This is a genomic window from Streptomyces griseochromogenes, from assembly GCF_001542625.1.
GTDB classification, from domain to species: Bacteria; Actinomycetota; Actinomycetes; order Streptomycetales; family Streptomycetaceae; genus Streptomyces; species Streptomyces griseochromogenes.
This window is the reverse complement of the sequence record NZ_CP016279.1, coordinates 5,000,827-5,020,523: the sequence shown is the minus strand read 5'-3', so window position 1 is coordinate 5,020,523 and position 19,697 is coordinate 5,000,827. Positions and strand designations below refer to the sequence as shown.

17 protein-coding genes and 4 pseudogenes are annotated in these 19,697 nt (G+C 69.9%); 14 read left to right on the top strand and 7 right to left on the bottom strand.

Annotation, left to right across the window (positions count from 1 at the left end):
* Positions 1-10: 10 nt before the first annotated feature.
* Positions 11-232: pseudogene (locus AVL59_RS48635) on the bottom strand (transposase); the annotation flags it as partial.
* A 593-nt stretch (positions 233-825) separates the two neighbouring features.
* Here AVL59_RS48635 and AVL59_RS21320 point away from each other — a divergent pair.
* From AVL59_RS21320 to AVL59_RS21310, 4 genes and pseudogenes are all read left to right on the top strand, one after another.
* Positions 826-1,050 carry a hypothetical protein gene (locus AVL59_RS21320; protein WP_067306851.1) on the top strand — a complete coding sequence of 75 codons (225 nt, stop codon included), beginning with the start codon at positions 826-828 and terminating at the stop codon, positions 1,048-1,050.
* A 101-nt stretch (positions 1,051-1,151) separates the two neighbouring features.
* Positions 1,152-1,868 carry a hypothetical protein gene (locus AVL59_RS21315; RefSeq protein WP_067306848.1) on the top strand — a complete coding sequence of 239 codons (717 nt, stop codon included), beginning with the start codon at positions 1,152-1,154 and terminating at the stop codon, positions 1,866-1,868.
* Between the two features lie 80 nt (positions 1,869-1,948).
* A pseudogene (locus AVL59_RS56485) lies at positions 1,949-2,282 on the top strand (GMC family oxidoreductase N-terminal domain-containing protein); the annotation flags it as partial.
* Positions 2,283-2,390: 108 nt separating this feature from the next.
* The gene (locus AVL59_RS21310; RefSeq protein WP_372450423.1) at positions 2,391-3,014 is read left to right on the top strand and encodes a GMC oxidoreductase; all 624 of its coding nucleotides are present in this window, start codon (positions 2,391-2,393) and stop codon (positions 3,012-3,014) included.
* Here the strand turns inward: AVL59_RS21310 and AVL59_RS21305 are convergent.
* The gene (locus AVL59_RS21305; protein ID WP_067306844.1) at positions 3,011-3,232 is read right to left on the bottom strand and encodes a hypothetical protein; all 222 of its coding nucleotides are present in this window, start codon (positions 3,230-3,232) and stop codon (positions 3,011-3,013) included. The two genes, AVL59_RS21310 and AVL59_RS21305, sit on opposite strands and share 4 nt — an antisense overlap.
* Positions 3,233-3,519: 287 nt before the next feature.
* Between AVL59_RS21305 and AVL59_RS21300 the strand changes: the two genes are divergently transcribed.
* From AVL59_RS21300 to AVL59_RS21290, 3 genes and pseudogenes are all read left to right on the top strand, one after another.
* Positions 3,520-4,617, top strand: coding sequence for a baeRF2 domain-containing protein (locus tag AVL59_RS21300; RefSeq protein ID WP_067306841.1), 1,098 nt, complete (start codon positions 3,520-3,522; stop codon positions 4,615-4,617).
* A 131-nt stretch (positions 4,618-4,748) separates the two neighbouring features.
* Positions 4,749-5,021 (top strand): annotated as a pseudogene (locus AVL59_RS53620) (hypothetical protein); the annotation flags it as partial.
* Positions 5,022-5,106: 85 nt separating this feature from the next.
* The gene (locus AVL59_RS21290) at positions 5,107-5,751 is read left to right on the top strand and encodes a protein-L-isoaspartate(D-aspartate) O-methyltransferase (protein ID WP_067306836.1); all 645 of its coding nucleotides are present in this window, start codon (positions 5,107-5,109) and stop codon (positions 5,749-5,751) included.
* A gap of 5 nt (positions 5,752-5,756) precedes the next feature.
* Here AVL59_RS21290 and AVL59_RS21285 read toward each other — a convergent pair whose 3' ends face one another.
* Positions 5,757-6,209, bottom strand: coding sequence for a YbhB/YbcL family Raf kinase inhibitor-like protein (locus AVL59_RS21285; protein WP_067317580.1), 453 nt, complete (start codon positions 6,207-6,209; stop codon positions 5,757-5,759).
* Between the two features lie 110 nt (positions 6,210-6,319).
* Here AVL59_RS21285 and AVL59_RS21280 point away from each other — a divergent pair, with 110 nt between their 5' ends.
* Positions 6,320-6,880, top strand: a complete 561-nt coding sequence (locus tag AVL59_RS21280; RefSeq protein ID WP_067306834.1) for a nucleoside-triphosphatase — start codon at positions 6,320-6,322, stop codon at positions 6,878-6,880.
* 477 nt (positions 6,881-7,357) lie between these two features.
* Here the strand turns inward: AVL59_RS21280 and AVL59_RS21275 are convergent, their stop codons facing one another.
* Positions 7,358-7,618 carry a hypothetical protein gene (locus AVL59_RS21275; protein WP_067306831.1) on the bottom strand — a complete coding sequence of 87 codons (261 nt, stop codon included), beginning with the start codon at positions 7,616-7,618 and terminating at the stop codon, positions 7,358-7,360.
* 107 nt (positions 7,619-7,725) lie between these two features.
* On the opposite strand from AVL59_RS21275, the gene AVL59_RS21270 reads away from it, so the two are divergent.
* On the top strand, positions 7,726-8,088 hold the full coding sequence (locus AVL59_RS21270; protein ID WP_067306828.1) for a DUF2255 family protein: 363 nt from the start codon (positions 7,726-7,728) through the stop codon (positions 8,086-8,088).
* On the opposite strand, the gene AVL59_RS21265 is transcribed toward AVL59_RS21270, so the two are convergent.
* Positions 8,062-10,725, bottom strand: a complete 2,664-nt coding sequence (locus AVL59_RS21265; protein ID WP_067306825.1) for an ATP-binding protein — start codon at positions 10,723-10,725, stop codon at positions 8,062-8,064. The two genes, AVL59_RS21270 and AVL59_RS21265, sit on opposite strands and share 27 nt — an antisense overlap.
* Before the next feature lie 136 nt (positions 10,726-10,861).
* Here AVL59_RS21265 and AVL59_RS21260 point away from each other — a divergent pair, with 136 nt between their 5' ends.
* Together AVL59_RS21260 and AVL59_RS21255 are read left to right on the top strand one after the other, a co-directional pair.
* Positions 10,862-12,142, top strand: a complete 1,281-nt coding sequence (locus AVL59_RS21260) for an MFS transporter (RefSeq protein ID WP_067306822.1) — start codon at positions 10,862-10,864, stop codon at positions 12,140-12,142.
* Positions 12,139-13,482 carry a carotenoid oxygenase family protein gene (locus AVL59_RS21255; RefSeq protein ID WP_308281950.1) on the top strand — a complete coding sequence of 448 codons (1,344 nt, stop codon included), beginning with the start codon at positions 12,139-12,141 and terminating at the stop codon, positions 13,480-13,482. The genes AVL59_RS21260 and AVL59_RS21255 overlap by 4 nt, the downstream gene beginning before the upstream one ends.
* An 824-nt stretch (positions 13,483-14,306) precedes the next feature.
* On the opposite strand, the gene AVL59_RS21245 is transcribed toward AVL59_RS21255, so the two are convergent.
* The gene (locus AVL59_RS21245; RefSeq protein WP_067306814.1) at positions 14,307-14,684 is read right to left on the bottom strand and encodes a cytochrome P450; all 378 of its coding nucleotides are present in this window, start codon (positions 14,682-14,684) and stop codon (positions 14,307-14,309) included.
* A 613-nt stretch (positions 14,685-15,297) separates the two neighbouring features.
* Here AVL59_RS21245 and AVL59_RS21240 point away from each other — a divergent pair.
* A complete protein-coding gene (locus AVL59_RS21240) occupies positions 15,298-15,972 on the top strand; it encodes a hypothetical protein (RefSeq protein WP_067306811.1) in 675 nt (224 codons plus the stop codon).
* Between the two features lie 160 nt (positions 15,973-16,132).
* On the opposite strand, the pseudogene AVL59_RS51465 reads toward AVL59_RS21240, so the two are convergent.
* Positions 16,133-16,257 (bottom strand): annotated as a pseudogene (locus AVL59_RS51465) (IS701 family transposase); the annotation flags it as partial.
* 613 nt (positions 16,258-16,870) lie between these two features.
* On the opposite strand from AVL59_RS51465, the gene AVL59_RS21235 reads away from it, so the two are divergent.
* The gene (locus AVL59_RS21235) at positions 16,871-18,865 is read left to right on the top strand and encodes a glycosyltransferase family 2 protein (protein ID WP_067306808.1); all 1,995 of its coding nucleotides are present in this window, start codon (positions 16,871-16,873) and stop codon (positions 18,863-18,865) included.
* Between the two features lie 261 nt (positions 18,866-19,126).
* A complete protein-coding gene (locus tag AVL59_RS21230; RefSeq protein WP_237281587.1) occupies positions 19,127-19,696 on the top strand; it encodes a hypothetical protein in 570 nt (189 codons plus the stop codon).
* The last annotated feature ends 1 nt before the right edge of the window (position 19,697 follow it).

Here is a 19,697-nt window from a genome sequence, read left to right as displayed (position 1 = left end):
AGCAGGCGAGTCATGCATGAGACGTTGCTCCATTGATCAGACGCCGGTGGCAGATCAGGGCTGCCGCGATGCCGACGAAGGCGAGGAAGTGCTCAGCCTTTCGCTCGTAGCGGCGATGGAGTCGACGGCAGCCCGCCGGCCAGGACACCGTCCTCTCTACGACCCAACGGTGCCGGCCGAGATGGTGTGAAATTCCATTCTCACTGGCCAGTCCCCTGAAGGCTGGCATGGGACGCGGGGTGCAGGGGGCCGAATGGCGATCCCTCACTGGCTTGATCGGTCGCCACGGACCTGCCACCTTGAAGTGGCCGGGTTCCAGACCAGACGGATCCGGTCACGGTCAGGCCGCTGAGCGGTCAGCTCGTCGAGATTGAGGGACGCCAGGGCCCGCAGGGCCTCGTCTGTGGCATCTGACAACAGGCACAAGGAGATGTGTGCGTCGGGGCCATCCGCGATGAGTAGCGTTGCCCCGTTGCCGGCCTCGCTCCGGGAGGGGGCCCGACGGAGCAAGCGTTGGATCGACGCGCGCGCCTGCCTGCACGTATACGTCCTCGGCTACTTTGGACATCGGGGCCTGCACGAAGGGGACGACAGCGGTCGCGACCACAGCGGTCACCACGACCGTTCCCTTGGCCGACCTCCTGAAGAAGGCGCGATTTACATTTGCCTCCCACGCATGGACGCGCTTCGCTCCGGTCCCGCCACTGGCTCGCCTCCGCGAAGCGGCCCTGCCCTGCCAGCAGATCCACGAGATCAAGGCATGCCTTGTGCCACGGACCGAGGCCGGCATCGACCTCAGCAAGTCCAGCGGCGGCTCGGCCCACTGTGTGCCGTCGGCCGCCGCGCCGCCCCGAATCGCCACCACCTGGGGAGGACGAGGAGTGGGCGCTCTTCTACTCGATCGCCTGGCTGGTCTGGCTCAACTACATGTCCGGCCGGTACGCGGAGGCCGGCGCTCTGGCCGAACGGCACAAGGCGGTGTGGCGGCGCGCGAAGAACCCCGTCCTCGCCATGCTGGGGCGCTGCTACGACCCCTTCACGCCATGCTGAACGGGCGGCAGGATCTGGAGCAGATGTTCGTCGCGGCGGACGCCGCGGTGACGGGCACGGATCTGCACTGGGAGCGGGTGGTCCTGTAGACCAAATGGTCGATGCACTGCCTTCGGTACGGGGATGCCGAAGGCGCCCGCGGGCACGCGCTGACCGCCGTGGGGGTGGCCCGTACCGCTGCCGACGCCTTCGCCCAGGCCTGGTCGCTCACGCTCTGTGGCGACGCGGAGGAGAGCGACGGTCACCGCGACAGCGCACGTCGGCGATGGACCGAGGCCGCGACTATCTTCAAGTCCGTCGGCGCCCGCATCCGTTGGGCGTACGCCGTGCTGCGCATCGGATTCCTCGACCTCGCCGAGGGCGACCGCGCCGCGGCCGAGCAGCGCTTGGCGGACGTACACCGCCTGGCCGACGAACTCGGCGCAGAGGACCTGCACGCGGCGGTGGGCAATCTGCGCGCCGTGCTGATGGTCCAGGGCGGCCGGTGCTCCGACGCGGAGGCCGCATTCCTGCGCACCTGGGCGAACCCGACGGCTCCGCTGGATCGCAGAGCCGTCGCAGGCGCGGGCCTGGCAGCGGTCCGGCTCGCGGCCGACACCTCCTGGCACCGGGACGACACTCAAGACGGTACTTGGACGTATATCGACGGGGCGCGTGAGATACAGGCGCGTCTGCTCGAACCACAGGCCCGCCGCGCCGTCGGCGTACTCCTCGACCGCCTGGAGGCCCATCGGCACGCCCCGGACACGCGGACCGGCGCGCTCCCCGTGCACGACTGGCTGCTCGACGGCCCCTCCGTCCTCGCTGCCTTCTGCTGAACCCCGCCCGACGACCCGCGACCGCGGTCGTCGTCGGCAGTGAACCGGCCCGGCGCCGAGCTCGTAGAGACGAGGCCGCCGTGGAGGCCGGCGTGCCCGCCACGGCGGACGGCAACGGGGAGCAGCCCGAAGGGGTCGCGCGCACCGAGATGAACCTCGTGGACTTCGCCCGCCAGAGTGCCGCAGACGGCTACCTCGGCCCCGCGCGCCACCGGGCGAACCTCACCGTCGTCACGGATGCGTTCGTGCGGCGGCTGGTGTTCGAGGGGCGCCGGTGCAGGCGTCGAGTACGTACTCGACGGGCAGCGGCGCACGGCGGGGGCCGCGCGGGACGTGGTCCTGGCCGCCGGAGCGGTCGGATCGCCGCAGCTGCTGATGCTGTCGGGTATCGGGCCGGCCGAGCAGTCGCGGAGCCTGGGCATCGAGGTGGTGCGGCACCTGCCCGGCGTCGGGCAGAACCTGCAGGACCACCCCTTCGCCCAGGTCACGTTCACCACGCGGGAGCCCGTCGACACCGCGAGCATGCCCGACACCCCGCACGTGGTCCTGCGCAGCGACCCCGCCGCGGACCCGGACCTACAACTGGTGTTCGTGCACTTCCCGCTGCCGCACCGCGAGCCCGGCGCCGAGATGGAGCCGTGGGGCGGTTCGGCCTGGCGGCCGGAGCGGCTGGACGGGTATTCGGTCCTGTTCTCGCTGCAACGGCCGCACAGCCGCGGCAGCCTCAGGCTGGCCGGCGCCGATCCCGGCGATTCGCCGCTCATCGATCTCGGCTACTACACGGATCCGCGCGACCTCGACCTGATGGTGACCGCCCTGCGCCGGGCCCGGCAGTTGGGCGGCGCTGGCGCGCTGGGCCCCTGGCGGAACGGCGAGTCGGCGCCCGGCGCGGACGTCACCGGCGACGCGGAACTCCGCGACTACATCAAGCCGGCCACCAGCTCGTTGTGCCACCTCGTGGGCATCTGCGCCATCGGGACGGGCGAACACGCCGTCGTGGACCCGGATCTGCGCGTCCGGGGCATCGACGGCCTCCGGGTCGCCGACGCCTCGGTGATGCCCTCGATCATCGCCGCCAACACGAACGCCACCGTGCTGGCCATCGCCGAGCGTGCCTCGTCACTCCTGACGGGGCAGAACGGCTAGACCGCCGGGGCGGCGATCGAGCAGGCGGTCGCAACCGGGCCGGGGAGGGCGGCGTTGTCGCGGACGACGTCGTCCACGCCCTGGCCCCCGGCCCGGACGGCGACAGGCCGGGGCCGACGGCAGGCTCCCCGTTCGTGGCGGGCAAGGCGCAGGCCGCCCCGCGCCTCGGCGACGTCACCGGTGAGATCGCCGACATCACGTACCTGCCCGACTCGCACCGCTTCGCCACTCCGGTGGAGCGGCGCGGCCGGCTGCGAGGTCGGCCTCGTGCAGGACCCGCTCGGCAGCGGCAGCCGCGGCCAGGAACGCTGCGCGTTCGACGTGTCGGTCGCCGACGCCCGGATCAGCGGCTGGTACTCGCACAGCCTCGGGCGAAGATCTCGGCCGACCGCTGCCGGCCGGCGCCTGACCGCCCCGCGTTCCGCACCGCTTCGCGCTCGTCGAGCTCCATCGCCCCCGGGGCGCGCATCATCAAAGGAGAGGAGACCATCGACGAGGAGTGGCGATGAGGTTGTCGTTCCTTGAACCCCTCTATGCGGAGCCGGGCCCGTTCGCCTCCGTGTACCTGGACACCTCCCGAAACGTCGCGCATCCCGAGCGGGCGATCGCGCTGCGCTGGCTGCGGCTGCGCGAGAGTCTGTCCCGTCAGGGCTCGGACCGGGCGCTGCTGAACGTACTGGAGGAGGTGGTCGGCGCCGACACAGAGGTGCCGGGGGTGCACGGTCAGGCCATCTTCGCCGCCCACGGCACGCTCGTCCTGGACGGGGAGCTGCCCAGGCCGCCCGAGCACGACTCCGCGCGCTACAGCACCCTGCCGGACGCGATGCCCCTGGTCACCCAGCACCTTCCGGAGATCCCCTACATGGCCGTGGTCGTCCACTACGGCGGCCTTCCGACCGCCGAGACCCACGGCTGGGTAACTCTGGAGGCGGAGACCGGCACCTGGCCCGCGTCCACCGTCACCCCGGGTGAGCGGCTGCACCACAGGGTCGCGGTGGCGACCTGGCACCGCACCTCCCTCCGGCTCGGTCACCAGCTGGACGAACGGGCGCGGCGCGCCCATGCCGACGCCGTCGTCGTGGGCGGGGACGAGTGGGCGTGCAACGTACTGATCCGCCGCCTGCCGCACACCCTGCGGGACAAGGTCGTACGCGTGGGCGGCCGGACCCCCACCGACACCGGACGCGCCCTGTTGGAGCCGCAGCTCGACAGCGTCTTCCGCGGCCGCATGGCCGCGCACGACCGGGAACTCGTGGACATCTTCATCGGCCGGCGAGCCCTGGACGGACCCATGACGGAGGGGCTGGCCGCCACCGTCGCCGCCCTCCAGCGCGGCCAGGTCGCGGCACTGCTGCTGAACGGGCCGCCAGGGTCTTCGCTGCGGTTCTGGGCGGGCCCCCAGCCCACTCAGCTCGCCCTGACCGAGGCGGAGCTGATGTCCTTCGGCGTGCGGGCCCCGCGCGAGGAACGCGCCGACGAGGCCCTCGTCCGGGCCCTCGTCGGCACCGGTGCCGAGCTGGTCGTCGTACCGGAGAGCGAGCTGAGGCTGTACGAGGGCGTCGGCGCCCTGCTGCGGTACATCGACCCGGGGACCCCGTCCTGACGCCGACGCGCCGCGCCTCCCGGATCACGGGTCGCCCCTTGCGCCCGACCGCCCCGGATCGCGCCGCGCGCGGAACATGCCGACACTGGGCCTGGAGCGGCAGCGCGGCGCATGAGCGACGGATGAGGCACATGGACAGAAGCAGGAGCGGCGCGGAGGAGACGGACGTTTCGATCACCCCGCCCAAGACCTGGGCGGTAGGCGTGCCGGCGGTGGCCAGCCCGCTGCGGTACTCGCTGGAGCGGACGACGGTCCGCCGTACGGCGCTGACGCCGCTCGACCTCGACCAGACCAAGGGCTTCGATTGCCCAGGCTGCGTCTGGCCGGAACCGGACCCCGCTCACCGGCACCGCAACGAGTACTGCGAGAACGGCGCCAAGCACGTGAGCAACGAGGCGGCGTCGGGCGGCGAGCACGATCACGCCGCGCGGCTTCTTGAACGCACCACGACCAGGGCCACCGGCGCCACCGCCACGGCCCCGGGGTCCGATGGCCCATGAAGGGACCCCCGAGGACCTGGTCCGCGCGGCCCACGCCGCGGGCGTGACCGACACCCGTCTCCTGGAGGCCGTACGGAGCATCCCCCGGGCGGAATTCGTCCCCGCGGACGAGGTGGCATCCGCGTACCGGGACACACCCGTTCCGCTCCCCCACGGGCAGGTGACCACCCAGCCCTCGCTGGTCGCCATGATGGTCTCCGCTCTCGGCCTCACCGGAGACGAACAGGTCCTGGAGGTCGGGACCGGTTACGGCTGGCAGACCGCGCTGCTGGCCCGCTTGGCCGCGTACGTCGTCAGCGTCGAGCGCTGGCCCGATCTGGTCGACGAGGCCCGCCTGCGGCTGGCCGGGCAGGGCGTCGGCAATGCCGAGGTCGTACTCGGCGACGGGACCCTCGGGATGCCGACCCGTGCCCCGTACGACGCCGTCATCGTCTGCGCGGCCTTCCCGCGAGTGCCTGAGCCGCTCGTGGATCAGCTCCGCACCGGTGGCCGGCTCGTCCAGCCGATCGGGCAGGGCGGGCAGGAGCGCGTCGAGCTGTACGAGCGGCGGGCCCACAACCTGGTGCACCGCAGGACGGTCACCGCGGCCCGGTTCGTCCGGCTGTACGGTGCCCATGGCTACGACCAGCGGTGACGCGCTCAGCGCTGATAGGTCCCGACCAGGGTGCCGGAGGCCAGCTCCCTGCCCTTCAGGGCACGGTGCACGTCCTCGGCGCCCGGGTGGTCGTGCAGCGGCAGCGGCTCGGACAGGGCGTACAGGCGGAAGAAGTAGCGGTGCGGCCCGTGCCCCGGTGGAGGCATCGGCCCTCCCCAGCCCACGCGGCCGAAGCCGTTGGGCCACGGCAGGCCCCCCTGGGGCTTCTGGCCCTCCGCCGCCCCGGTGGTCACCGGATCGATGCCGGTCACCAGCCAGTGCACGAAGGTCATCCCCGGCGCGTCCGGGTCCTCGCACAGGAGCACCAGCTCCGTGGCCTCGTCGGGCACCCCCGACCAGGTCAGGGGCGGTGAGATGTTCTCACCCTCCCCGCTGTACCGACGGGGGATCACCGTTTTGTCGTCGAACGCGGTGCTGCTGAGTTCAATTCCGCTCATGCGCGCCGCCATACCCGCAACGGCGGCACCGGCACCGGTCCGCACCCCAAAACCCCCGCTCGGCCGAGCCCGCCCGGGCCGCCTCCGGAAGCGGGGGTGAAGATGGCAGTGTGCCGACAAGGATCCTGCTCGAGGGCCGTCCTGGCGCGGGAAAGACGACCGCCCTGCGTCGGCTCGCCGCGCTGCTGCCCACCCACGCGGCCACCGGCTTCACCACGGAGGAGATCCGGCAATCCGGCGCCCGCGTCGGTTTCGCCCTGGAGACCCTGGCAGGCCGACGGGAAGTGCTCGCCCATGTCGACCTGCCCGGTCCGCCACGGGTAGGGAAATACGGCGTCGACCCGGGCGTCATGGAACGACTGGCGCTGCCGTCGCTTCGGCCGACAGCGACCGGGGAGGCAACAGGACGGCTGGTGCTCATCGACGAGCTGGGGCGGATGGAACTGGCGTGCACGGCGTTCCGACACGCGGTCGACGCGCTGTTCGTCGCAGAGGTCGACGTCGTCGCCACGGTCCACACGCACCGCGATCCGTTCACCGACGCCCTCAAGCGGCGCGCCGACATCGAGGTCGTCCAGCTCACTCCGGCAAACCGGGACGTCCTGCCGAGGGAGCTCGCGGCCCGGCTGCAGCAGCCCCGGACGCACGGAAGGCCCCCCTCTCATGGATGAGAGACCAGCCCTCGACCTGTTGAAAGCCGAGCCGGGGCGACAGGATGTGAAGTCGCCCGGTCGGTGCGACCGGCGGGGCCCACCACCAAGGGCCAGCGACGAGCAGAGCGCGGCTGGAAGCCACTGTCCATGCGCTCACCTGTGGTCTTGAAGACCCGGCACTCGGCAGGAAGTTCCGCGAACGGATATCACTGGTGTGCTCACGGACGTCTCAGGGGAGAGTTCGCACGGGTCCTCGTCCGTGTCTGCCCCGACGTCCTCACGGCCAGCCATCCGGACCAGGCTCTACTGAGCTTCTTCAGAGTGGCCATCGATCAGGTGACGGGCGGCGGGCCGTAACAGGCGAGGCCCTCGGACTGTTGAGCGAGATGTCCCTCAACTGGCCAGCCATGGGACCTCGTTGCCTCGTGGTGACCTATCCTGCCGCACTCGACCTGCCGCACACACTCGTGGAGTTTCGTCCCGGCGGCGCAAAGTTTAGTCCCAGAGGGAGATCGCCAGGACCAGGGCGACGACCGGGATCAGCAGCCACGGCTCGGCCAGGACCAGGAGTCCGGAGAAGATCAGGGCGAAGTACGCCAGTGCCTTGGCGGCGCGCCGCCGGGCCTTGGTCTTCTTCGTGCCCTTGTTCTTCTTCGTGCCCTTGTGGTGAAGCGCCTCTGTGCCAGGGGCCGCCTCAAGGGTGCGCGTGTCGGTGTCGGTTGCGGTTTCGGGCTTCGCCATGTCGATGTTCGTCATGACACTCAGCTTCGTCGCGAGAGCACCGCTCTCGCGTCGGTGAAGCCCGCCTATCTAGGTGAAGACCACCGACGCGTACGTAGTGCCGCCACGGTGAAAGTTGGTCCATGACCACTTACATGGATCGCGCGGAGATCGTTTTGTGGGTACGGCATGCGGACGGCCGGTGGTCGCCCAGGACGGTCTGGGTGGTGGTGCTCAACGGGGAGGCGTATGTCCGCTCGGCTTTCGGCCGGCGCAGTGCCTGGTACCGCCGGGTCCTGCGGCATGTGGACACGGAGGTGGAGGTGGCCGGGGTCCGGCTGTCCGTCACCCTCCGACCGGTGGATGACCCCGAGCTCGTCCAGCGCGTCTCCGGTGCCTACCGGGCGAAGTACGGGTTGAGCTGGCCCGGCCCCATGGAGTCGATGAACGGGCCCGAGGCCGCGGCCACCACCATGCGGCTAACGAATGTCGGGCAGGTCTCGTAGTTGTCTGCGTGAGGTGAGCCCGAGCTTGCGGAAGATGTTGCGCAGGTGCGCGTCGACCGTCCGTGGGCTGAGGAACAGCTTCGCCGCCACCTCCTTGGAGGTGGCGCCGTCGGCGACCAGGCGTGCGATGTGCACCTCCTGCATTGTCAGCTGGTCCGATGCCTTGGACGTGCGGCTGCGGGCCTGCTCGCCCGTGGCGCGCAACTCGCCGGCGGCACGCTCGGCGAACGCCTCCACGCCGAGGTCGGACAGCGACTCGTGCGCCAGCCGCAGCGCGGACCGGGCGTCACGCCTTCGGCCCTGGCGGCGCAGCCACTCCCCGTACAGCAGATGTGCCCGGGCGCGGTAGACGACCAGTGTGCCGTCGTCGAGCAGACCGATCGCCTCCTGGTAGGCGGACTCGTCCTCGGTCACCAGGGCCCGCGCATAGGCCTCGACGCCAAGACCCCACGCGTGCCGGCCCGCCTGGGTGCGCTCTTGCAGGGACGTGAGGGCCGCAGCGGCGGTCTCGGTCTCGCCGCACCGCATGGCCGCCTCGACCAACTCGGGCAGGGCAAGGCCCGCCGTGCCAACGGGGCCGTACTCGACCGCTTGCTTCGCCGCATTCAGCGCGGCCGGGTAGTCGGCCAGGCCGTTGCTGAGCACGGCCGTCGCCCACTGCACGCTGAGGCTCATCCGGTGGTCCACCGACGCGAACAGTTCGACGGCCTCCTTGCGCCGTCCGCGCAGCGCGGCCAGGTGGAGGCGCGGATAGACCAACGGCGCCGCGCCGGTGGCGTCGGCGATCGCCTCCTCCTCGGAGATCAGCTCCACCGCGGCACCGAAGTCGCCGGTGTGCACGGTCACGGCGGCCTGCATGGCCAGTCCGATGGGCAGCGCGTGGAAGGAGCCCGACTCCCGGCCGGCCGTGACGGCACGGTTGGCGATGCCGTGCATGGCGTCGATGTTCCACAGCTCGTTGGCCACCATGAAGCCCAGTGACGGCCGCCTGGCCCACACCTCGTCGTCGGCGTCGCCGACGACCGGCCTGAGGATCTCCCCCGCCGCCCGATGCCCGTCGCTGACCAGGCTGATCAGGCCGGTCAACACCGCCGCCGCGCCGGATTCCGACTCGCCCGACGGCGGGTCCTTCCTGACGGCCTCCACCACGTGGTCGAGGCCGCCGAGCAGAAGGCCCATCTCGATGGCGTCCAGATAGCACTCCCGTGACCAGGCGGGGTCGATCGCCGCCAGCCGGGCGGCGGCACGCAGGAGGTACTTCGTGGGGCCTTCGTCCCCCCGGCGGCGGACGAACGACAGCCTGCCGCGGAGCAGGTCGGCCCTGGCGGCCTGGCTCGGATCGTCGGTCCGGACTGTGGTGAGCAGTTCGGCCGCGGTGTCGAAGTCGCCCACCGAGAGCTTGGCCTGGACCGCGGCGAGGACCCGCTCGGCGCGTTGGACCGGGCCGATGGTGAGCGCGGCCGAGCGTTCGAGGAAGGCCGCCGCCGCCGCGACACCGCCACGTTCGCGGGCACGGGTGGCGGAGGCTTCGAGCTCGGCGGCGACCTGCTCGTCCGGGCCGGCACTGGCCTGGGCGCGATGCCAGGCCCGCCGGTCGGGGTCGGCGACCGGGTCGGTCGCGGCGGCCAGCGCCTCGTGCGCCCTGCGCCGCTCCTCAGGTGCCGCGGCGTGGTAGGTGGCCGAACGGGCGAGGGGGTGGCCGAACCGGATCCGGGTGCCGAACTCGACCAGCGGGGCGGACTCCGCGGCGGCAGCCGCGTCGACGCCCAGGAGTTCGGCCGCACGCCACAGCAGGCCGGGGTCACCGATCGGGTCGGCTGCGGCGACGGTCACCAGCAGCCGGGCCGCCGGGGGCAGGAGCTCCAGCCGGGACCGGAAGCTCTGCTCGATCACGCCGGGTACCGAGTCGAGCTGGGCGAAACCGCCCGCCATTCCGGCGAGTCCGGCGGTCCTGGGAAGCTCCACCAGCGCGAGGGGATTGCCGCGCGCCTCGGCCAGGATGCGGTCGCGCACCCGCTCGTCCAACGGGGCGCGGATCGCCTCGGCCAGCAGCGCGCGGGCATCCGATTCGCCAAGACCCTGAAGCGTATGGCCGGGCAGCTCGTCCAGCTCGGGCAGGCGGCTCGGCTCGCGCGCCGCGAACACGAAGGCGATCGACTCGGCCGAGATCCGGCGGGCCATGAAGGCCAGTGCCTTGGCCGACGCCCGGTCCAGCCATTGTGCGTCGTCGACAACGCACAGGAGCGGGCGTTCCCGCACGGTCTCCACCAGAAGGCCCAGCGACGCGACGCCGACCAGGAACGGATCGGGTGTGCCGGTGTCGAGGCCGAACGCGATCTCCAGGGCCTTGCGGTGCCGCGCAGGCAGCGCCATCAGCCGGTCGGTGACGGGCGCGAGCAACTGGTGCAGCGCGGCGAACGGCAGCTCCGTCTCGAACTCCGCGCCGGACGCCCGCATGACGAGGAATCCGGTCGCGGCCGCGTCCAGGTGCCGCAGCAGCGCGCTCTTGCCGATGCCCGGCTCACCGCGCAGGACCAGGGCGCCGCCCCGGCTCTCCCGCGCCGCTTCGAGTAGGGCGTCGAGCTGCCGTATCTCGTCATGACGACCGATCAGCTCATCGGTGGGGGTCTCGGGCATGTCCGAAAACCTATGCGGTTGTGCGCCGCAAGGGAATCCAGAACAGACACCAGTGGCCCGGAAGCCGTCCCGCAGGGAGTCGTATAGGCAATGATTACCGACGCGAGCGGCGGGCGCGCGCTGCGAGTGTCGAGCCATGACCCGCACCGCAAGGCAACCGACCGCCACCGGCTGGATACCGCTGGCGGTTCTGGCCACTGCCCAGTTCCTGGTTGTGCTGAGCACTTCGATCGTGAACGTCGCCCTGCCCCAGATCCGGGCCGGGCTCGATCTGTCGGACACGGGCCAGGCGTGGACGGTCAACGCCTACGTACTGGTCTTCGGCGCGCTGTTGCTGCCGGGCGGGCGCGCAGGCGACGTATACGGCCTTCGCCGCGTGTTTCTGCTCGGCATCGGCCTGTTCGCTCTCTCCTCCCTGGGCGCGGCACTGGCACCCACGGCGATCGTGCTGATCGCTTGCAGGGCAGTGCAGGGAATCGGCGCCGCGCTGCAGGCGCCCACGGCGCTGGCCCTCGTGCTGACGATCTATCCCGACAGGGAGCGGCGTGGCACCGCGCTCGGAGTGTGGGGCGCGGTCTCCGGTGCCGGCGGGGCGGCGGGCGTGCTGCTGGGTGGGCTGCTCACCAGTCTGTACGGCTGGCGTGCGGTGTTCGTCGTGATGATGCCCCTCGCCTTGGCCGTCCTGGTGGCCACCCGGCTGCTGGTCGGGGCCGACCGGCCGCGTGGCGGAAGCCTGGACGGGCCGGGCGCAGTGACGGTGACGGCGGGGCTGGTCGCACTCACCTACGGCCTGTCAGGCCCTTGGCCGCTCGCCGTGATCGGTCTGGCGCTGCTCGGCCTGTTCGTGGTGCTCCAGCGCCGCGCCGCCGAACCGCTGCTGCCGACGCGCATGAGCGTGGTGGCGGTGCCCAACGTGCTGATGGCCCTGCTGGGCGCGGTCTGGCTCGGCCTGTTCTACTTCCTGCCCCTCTACCAGCAACGCACCCTTGGCTACTCGCCCTTGGAGGCCGGGCTGACCCAGCTTCCTCTCGCCCTCATGATCACCCTCTCGTCGTGGGCCACCGGCAAGGTCTCCGGCCGCCATGTGCTCCCCGTGGGCCTGCTGGTCCTCGCGGCCGGACTGGCCTGGCTGTCCCGAACCCCGGCCGACGGCACCTTCCCTGTGGATCTGCTCGGCCCGACGCTCCTCATCGGCATCGGGCTGGGGGTGGCCTTCGTCCGGCTCACCGCGATGTCCTCCACGGGCGTCCCAGCTGCCGACAACGGCCTGGCCGGCGGGCTGGTCAACGCCACCCGGCAGATCGGCGGAGCCATCGGCCTGTCCTTCCTGCCCCTTCTCCCCTCCTCCGGCGCGGCCTTTCTGGCCTGCGCCGCCCTGACCTTGCTCATCTCGGCTCTCTCAACACGAAAGGCATGACCATGCCCCTGGACAAGCCGTACATCAGCGGCCACTTCACCCCCGTCACCGACGAGATCACCGGCCGCGAGCTGAAAGTGCGCGGCACCCTCCCGCCCGAGCTGAACGGCCGCTACTTCCGCAACGGTCACAACCCCAAGCCGGGCATCACCCCCACCCACTGGTTCCGCGGTGAGGGCATGATCCACGGCGTCCGCCTCACGGGCGGCCGGGCCGAGTGGTACCGCAACCGTTGGGTGCGCACCCCGTTCCTGGACGGCGTACCGTTCACCGGAACCGAGCTCGAAGTCAGCGCCGCCGCCACCAACATCATCTTCCATGGAGGCCGCTATCTGGCCCTGCAGGAGGCCAACCTGCCCTGGGAGGTCAGCGCCGACCTCGACACGATCGGCGTCCACGACTTCGGCGGCAAGCTCACCAGCGCGATGACCGCCCACCCCAAAGAGGACCCGGAGACCGGCGAGCTGCACTTCTTCAGCTACAGCCCCTTCCCGCCGTACCTGACCTACTACGTGGCCGACGCCTCCGGCAATATCGTCAAGTCGGAGGTCATCGACGGCTCCGGCCCGTCGCTCATGCACGACTTCGCCATCACTCGCGAGCACGTCGTCTTCATCAACTCGCCGGTGGTCTTCGACCACGCCGAGCAGTCCGGCATCCCCTACCGCTGGCACGACGACGTCCCGCTGCGCATCGGCGTGATGCCGCGCGCCGGGGGCAGGACCACCTGGTTCGAGGTGGCCGACCAGGCGGCGCTGTTGCACGTCACCAACGCCTACACCGACGCGCAGGGCCGGATCGTCCTCGAAGCACCATGCTTCGACCGTTCCGCCTGGGAGAGCTCGTGGAAGTGGTGGGTCGGCACTCCCGGCTACGGCACCAGCCCCGCCACGGGCTCGACCTTCTACCGGTGGATCATGGACCCGGCCACGGGCAAGGTCACCACTGAGTCTCTCAACGACCTGGTCACCGAATTCCCGTCGATCAACGACGCCCACACCGGTTCGGCCTACCGCTACAGCTACGCCATCGCCTTCCCCGGCGCGGGCCTGTCGGGCTACCACACCGTCAAGTTCGACACGCGTACCGGCCAGGAGAAGCTGCTCGCGCACAGCGAAGGCCGGATGCCCGGCGAGGCCGTCTTCGCGCCCGCCGAGGGCGGGACCGCCGAGGACGACGGCTACCTGCTCACCATCGTCAGCGACCTCACGGCCGACGCCTCGGAGCTGCTCGTCCTGGACGCGAGCGACCTGAGCACCGTGGCCGCCGTCGAACTCCCCCGCAGGGTGCCCGCCGGTATCCACGGCCACTGGATCCCCGATTCCGAACTGCCTGCCTGACCCACCCCGGCCGCCCGGGCCGCCGCTGACTCCCCCGCAGCAGCGGCCCGGGCTCCAACGCCACGGCAGCAGCCCTCGTCATCTGGCTCCGCACCCCTCAGGTGTGTGGGTGGCTGACCACACACATTTTTCAACACGCTGGGGTCCCGATGGAGTTCCTGTTCGAGAACGACGCATTCTCCTTCGAGGCGCTGCGCACCGCCGGCTACGCCGTGTACGGCGCGGCGCCGACCTCGGCGAGGTGCTGGTCACGGCACGCGCGATAGCCGAAGGCGACGAGGCGGCATGGCACCAACAGTGGAAGGCACTCGCCGAGCGGCTCCGCGGGGTCGGCCTGACCGCGCTGGAGGCCGGCTACAAGGTCAGCGCCCGGGACGCTCTGCTGCGGGCGAGCGACTACTTCCGCACTGCAGACTGCTACCTGCGCGAGAACCCCGCCCACGACCCGGAGGTGGCGTTCCCGAGCGGGCGGGTCCGCGAGACCTTCGCGGCGGCCGCCGCTCCGCTGGACCACCCGGCCGAACCGGTGTCCATCCCCTATGAGGGGACCACGCTGCCCGGCTACCTCGTCCAGGGTGGGATCGGAGCCGGTATCCCTGTCGTGAGCGCGACCGCCGGAATCGAGCTTGCCGGACAACTCGGGCTGTCCGGGCAACTGACCGCGAGCGTCCACGTGCTCTGGACGCGCTCGCGCGGACTGGTGCCGGATGCCGAGGCGGCGCTGAAGGTCCAGCGCAAAGTCCTCGGTTTGCAGTCCAGCCGCCCACCACGTGCGGCTGAACGCCGCCGGGTACGACAGACCTTCCATCGTGGTGTTGGCGCGGCTACCGGTTGGCCGTATCGGGAAGGCGGATGGTGCCCGCGGCAGCGAGGTCGGCCATCTCGGCCTCGGTGTGGCCGAGTTCGGTGAGTTGCTCGTAGTCGTCGAATGCTGGGGGACGACCACCGATTACCCGGTCGAGTTCCTCGGTCAGCCGGGCGCGGGCCCGACGGGAACGGGCCAGCAGATACCAGGCCCAGGTGAGCGCGGTCGAGGTGGTTGCGTGGCCTGCCGCCCAGAGTGTCACCGCCTCGTCCCGTACCTCCTTGGGCGAGAGCGCACGTTCCCCCTCGTCGCGAGCCGCGAGGAGTCGGGCGAGCAGGTCATCGCCCTGTCCGGAGTCGACGCCGCCCGCGAGCCGATCACCGATGAGGCGGTTCATCTAGGCGTTGATCACCGCAGCCGGCGACGGTAGCTGTCGTAGCCGCGGCAGTGGGCTCTGGCTCTGCAACCTCATCCTGATGCCAGGAGGAACTGCAGGGCAGTGCTCACGTCACGGCTTGTCCGGTCCGTCGTCTTGTCGCTCACGTTGTCCGCGGGACCGGTTGGGATGCCGCCTTGCCGGAGACTACGCCCGCCCGCTCGGTTCGCGGCCAGTGCCGCGAGGCGCCCCGGACGGCATCGAGCGCAAACGGGAACGGCGCCGGGAACGCGCCAGCAGATGCCCCTCCGTGGACTGGTCCCTTGTGCGGCCGTTATGTGACCGTCGACTGCACCACTGGGGGCCGCTGGTGACCGTCCCACTCCAGCATCCCGGGCGGAGCGGCCGGCCGGGGTCGTCGGCCCTGGAGAGTGGCACATCATCGCGGAGGTGAAGTGGGTCCCGCCCCATCACTTACAGGCAGAAGGTCGCCCACGGCTGGGATTTTATCAACTGATGGTGTAGATACGTCAGTTGTTGCGTCTCCCAGATCGCAACAGGCGGTGGTCACGGGACCTTCAGTCACTCTTCCCGCGATCGCCGACCCCCCTCATGCACAGCGAAAGGCACATGTATGGCAAACAACCGCAGGATGCGCTACGGCGGTCGGATGCTGGCGCTCTCGGCGGCTGCCCTGGGCATGGTCGCGGCGATAGCCGTTCCGGCCTCGGCCGATGACCAGCCGACCCGGGCACAACTCATAGCCGACTGCGACTCGGGGGAAGGGAAGTGCACTTTCAACGAACCGCAGTTGGGCGAGGCCTATCTCGGAGGTTTCCACCGGGTCTCCGACTCGCTCTACAATTGCAGCACCTCGCCTGCCACCCAGTCGATGACCTGGTCCGACACGGTCGGCTCCACGGACTCGGCGGGCGTATCCGTGACCGCCGGCGGCAAGATAGCGGGAATCATCGACCTCAGCGTGACGGCGACCTACAGCCACACCTGGTCGAGCACGCACTCGGAGACCAGCTCCGTCAACATGACGGTGAAACCCGGTGAAGTCGGCTGGATCTCCCGCGCACAGGTGATGCAGACCGTCTCGGGAACATGGCAGACCCATTACGACGACCGGAAGTGGGGTCACTACTTCTGGTTCGTCCCCGACGTCGTCACCGGGCCTGCCCCGAACGGGACGGACGGCCAGAGCAACGCGGTGGTCGTCAAGTCCAGGAAGATGACCGCCAAGGAGAAGCGGTCCTGCTCCAGCCGTTCCGGAAAGGCCAAGACGTTCGTCGTCCAAGGCTGATGCAGCGATCCCGCGCCTGGCTGCCTCGCGGTCCGCATACCCGCGAGGCAGCCGGGGGCAGCTCAGCAAAGGCGGTCAGCGCGAGTAGCCGCGGTCCCATGAGGGGGTTCGCCCGAAAACGCTTCGGTTGTCGCAGTCGCAAGGGATCGTCTCGGCAATGCATAGCCAGCGTGATGTGGCGATACCAGCCCACGTAGCTTGCGGACTTCGTACTGGTCCAGGTCGCATTCGGTAGTAGGCAATCTCCTCGGGGCGGGACAGGCTACGGCGGGCCAGAACCCAGTGGTGATGCATGGGTGTCCCGACGTTCGCGTCGTCGGCGGAAGGTGCCGCCGCACGGCCTGGATGCTGGTGAGCGGCGGTGCCGCCGATCTCTGCGATCCGGCACGGCAAGCGGGCGTCGGGCACCAGTGAGGCAATCAGCCGGAACAAGATCCGGTCCGTCCATCCGTGACCGATGTCCTCAGAGCTGAGGTCCTGCGGCCCGGGACGGGGATCCAGGGTTTGTGCCTGTGGCCAGTCGGCCGGCACCGCCGGGTGGAGGCCGTAGGCAGCCAGCAGGGCAACGATCGCCTGTTCATGGGTTATCGGTCCCCGTGGCGATCGTCAGACGCATCCTGACCTGGCTTCATGCTCCACCCCAGGGCATTCTGGACGATCGAGATCTTTTTGGATGTCATGCCCAGCTGAACTGCGCGCCAGAGCGGCCGGCTGAAGTACGCACCGACGCGAACAACCGATCTCGAGCAGATGGCCCACCAGGCATCCACTTCGCCGGCACCACTCGTTCATGGTAAGTTCACAAGAAAACGTGGAACTTCCCTGAAGTAGGGCTTCCATTGGAGATATCGGAACGCTCCATGGAATGGGGTTGTCCGGTATCTTGGAGCACATATTCATGCCTGGCGCCAGCATTTCGGTCATCATCGCCGCGTACAATGCGATGCCCTATCTGACGCGTTGCATCACCTCGGTCGCCGAGCAAAGCGTCGGCCGTGACCGGCTCGAGGTCATTGTCGTGAACGACGGGTCTACAGACGGCACAGCGGCCGAACTGGACCGGCTGGAAGGCGTCTACCCAGGGCTGCTGCGAGTGCTGCACCAGGAGAACTCCGGCGGCCCGTCCGTGCCGCGCAACACCGGGCTCGAGCACGCCACGGGAACGTTCGTGTTCTTCCTCGATGCCGACGACTACCTCGCCCCCGAGGCTCTGGAGCGCATGGTGCGGATGGCCGAGGACAACGGCACCGACATCGTGCTCGGCAAGATGGTCGGCGTCGGTGGGCGCGGTGCGCCCACGTCGATGTTCAAGCGCAATCAGCCGCGTACCGACGTGTTCTCCTCCCGGGTGTACTGGACGCTCAACCCGATGAAGCTGTTCCGCCGGGAACTGCTGGAGCGGCACGAGCTGCGGTTCCCCACCGATCTGGCCATCGGCGAGGACCAGCTGTTCGTCGGCGCTGCCTACCTGCATGCCTCGGGCGTCTCCGTGGTCGCCGACTACGACTGCCTGTTCTGGGTGCTGCGCGAGGACGAGGGAAACATCACCCGCCGGTTGAAGGGCTCTGAACGCCGGCTGCGGTTCCTGCCGCGCATGGTCGACCTGATCCTGGAGAACGTGGCACCCGGGCCCGGCCGCGACCACCTGGCGCACCGGCACCTGACTGTCGAAGTTCAGCAGATGCTCGCCGACCAGCTCGTCTTCGAGCCCCGCGAGATCCAGGAGAAGATGCTGGACCAACTGGCCGGGATCATCGAGCCGTTGTGGCACGAGGGGATGAACGAGCGGCTCTCGGCCATGGCCAGACTGCGCCTGCACCTCGTACGTCACCGCATGCTCGACGAACTCCTGGAGCTACTCGCCTTCGAAAAGCAGCTCGCCCGCACCAAGGTCGCCACTCCTGTCCTCGTCGACGGTGGCCGGGCACTCGCCCGCTACCCCTTCCTGCGCGACCCCGCCCGCGCCATCCCCGACTTCTGCTACGACGTCACCGCCCAGCTCGGCGTCCGCCACCACCTCACTCGGGCAGAGCTGCACGGCACCACACTGCGTCTGGCAGGCCACGGCTACCTCCACCGCGTGGCGACACAGGACGTCACCACCGAACTCGTGCTGCGCGAGCGCGACAGGGGCACCGAGTACCGTCTGTCGCTCACCCACACCGCCACACCCGGGCTGGGAGCGGACCAGGACCAGGGCCGCTACACCTACGGCCTCGCCGGATTCGAGGCAGCCGTCGACGTCACCTTCGCAGGCGACGGCAAGCCACTCGCCGACGGACTGTGGGACATATTCCTCGCCGTTGGCGCTCAGGGCCTGTCGAAGGAGGTCCGGATCGGCAGCAAGCGGGCCGCCGACGTCTCCGGCACCACCAGCACGCGCGTCGTCGCCGGGAACGGGGGCCTGCGCGCCGTCACCCTCTACACCACCAAACCGCACGGCAACTTCACGCTCGACCTCGGTGAGGCAAAGCACCAGGTACAGCCACTGCTGCACATCGACGACATCTGCTGGGCCTCAGGTGTGCCCACGCAGCTGCAGTTCACCGGACGATGCGATCTGGCCGAGTACCCCACCAACGCCCTGGTCCTGGCATTGAGCAACGGCAACGGCGAAGCGGCCGAGTTCCCGGTCCAGCAGATCGCCGGCACCCGGGACTTCCGTGCCGCCGTACCGGTCGACTCCCTCCCTGCCGGAATCTGGACGGGCGAACTCCGCCTCGGCAAGTGGGCCGTCCCACTGCCCGCGCTCCCCACGAACCTGGCCCCCGCCAAGTGGCGACGCCGAACACTGCCCTGGTACGCCCGACCCGTTCCCTCTGCCGCTGAGCACTTCGCACTGCGGGTCGCAAAGACCGACCTCATCAAAGCACTCGCCCAACGCATCAAGTAGACGCCGGAGAGCACGGGGCGGATCGTCTTCGGTTGTCACGGCTGAGAGCGTGGTGGAGGATCTGTGGGCCGGGGGCCGAACCTCTCCCGGGAGCGTCGGTATGAGGGGGCAGCAATCGTTTCGATCATCGTCAATGTACTGGTCGGTCTGGCGACCAGTCTCATCGGTGGTGCGTGTGTGTGGCTCTGGGAGCGCGGGCAGCGGTCCCGTGCGCTACGGCGCAAGGCGGACTTCTTCGGGGTGGTACCGGGAGAACCCTGTTTGATCGTCATCGGCAGCAAACACAACCTGCCGAACGTCACGGCAGGCAAGGACGTCCGCGCCCTCATCGAAGTGGCGACGCTGGCCAGCCAACTCGGCAGCGACGTCGTCACGGAATCCAGCAATGAATTTCGGGGCAGCAACGACGGCCGGACGGAATTCTGCATCGGCGGGCCGCTCGGTGGAGCCAACACCCGTACCGGCGGTCACCTGACCGCGCACCTACCCGGCATCGCCATCCTCCCGTACAGCGAAGGACCCGAGTCGGCGGCTTTCGTCGTCGGCGGTCAGCGGTATCTGTTCGAGCCAGACAGCCAGGAGTACGCCCTGGTGGCCAAGTTCACGCCGCCGACGGCCACCCGTCCGATCTTCCTGATCTGCGGCCAGAGTTCGCTGGCAAACCAGGCCGCGATCCATTTCCTCAAACGGAACCACCGTAACGTGGCGCGCTCCCTCGCTTCCGTCGACCGTTTCTGCATCCTGATCAAGGTGTCGGACATCGGTACCTACGGCTTCCAGGCCGCCGCCCTGGAACGGGACGTCACCGGCGACGCGTTCGCCCGAGCCTGAG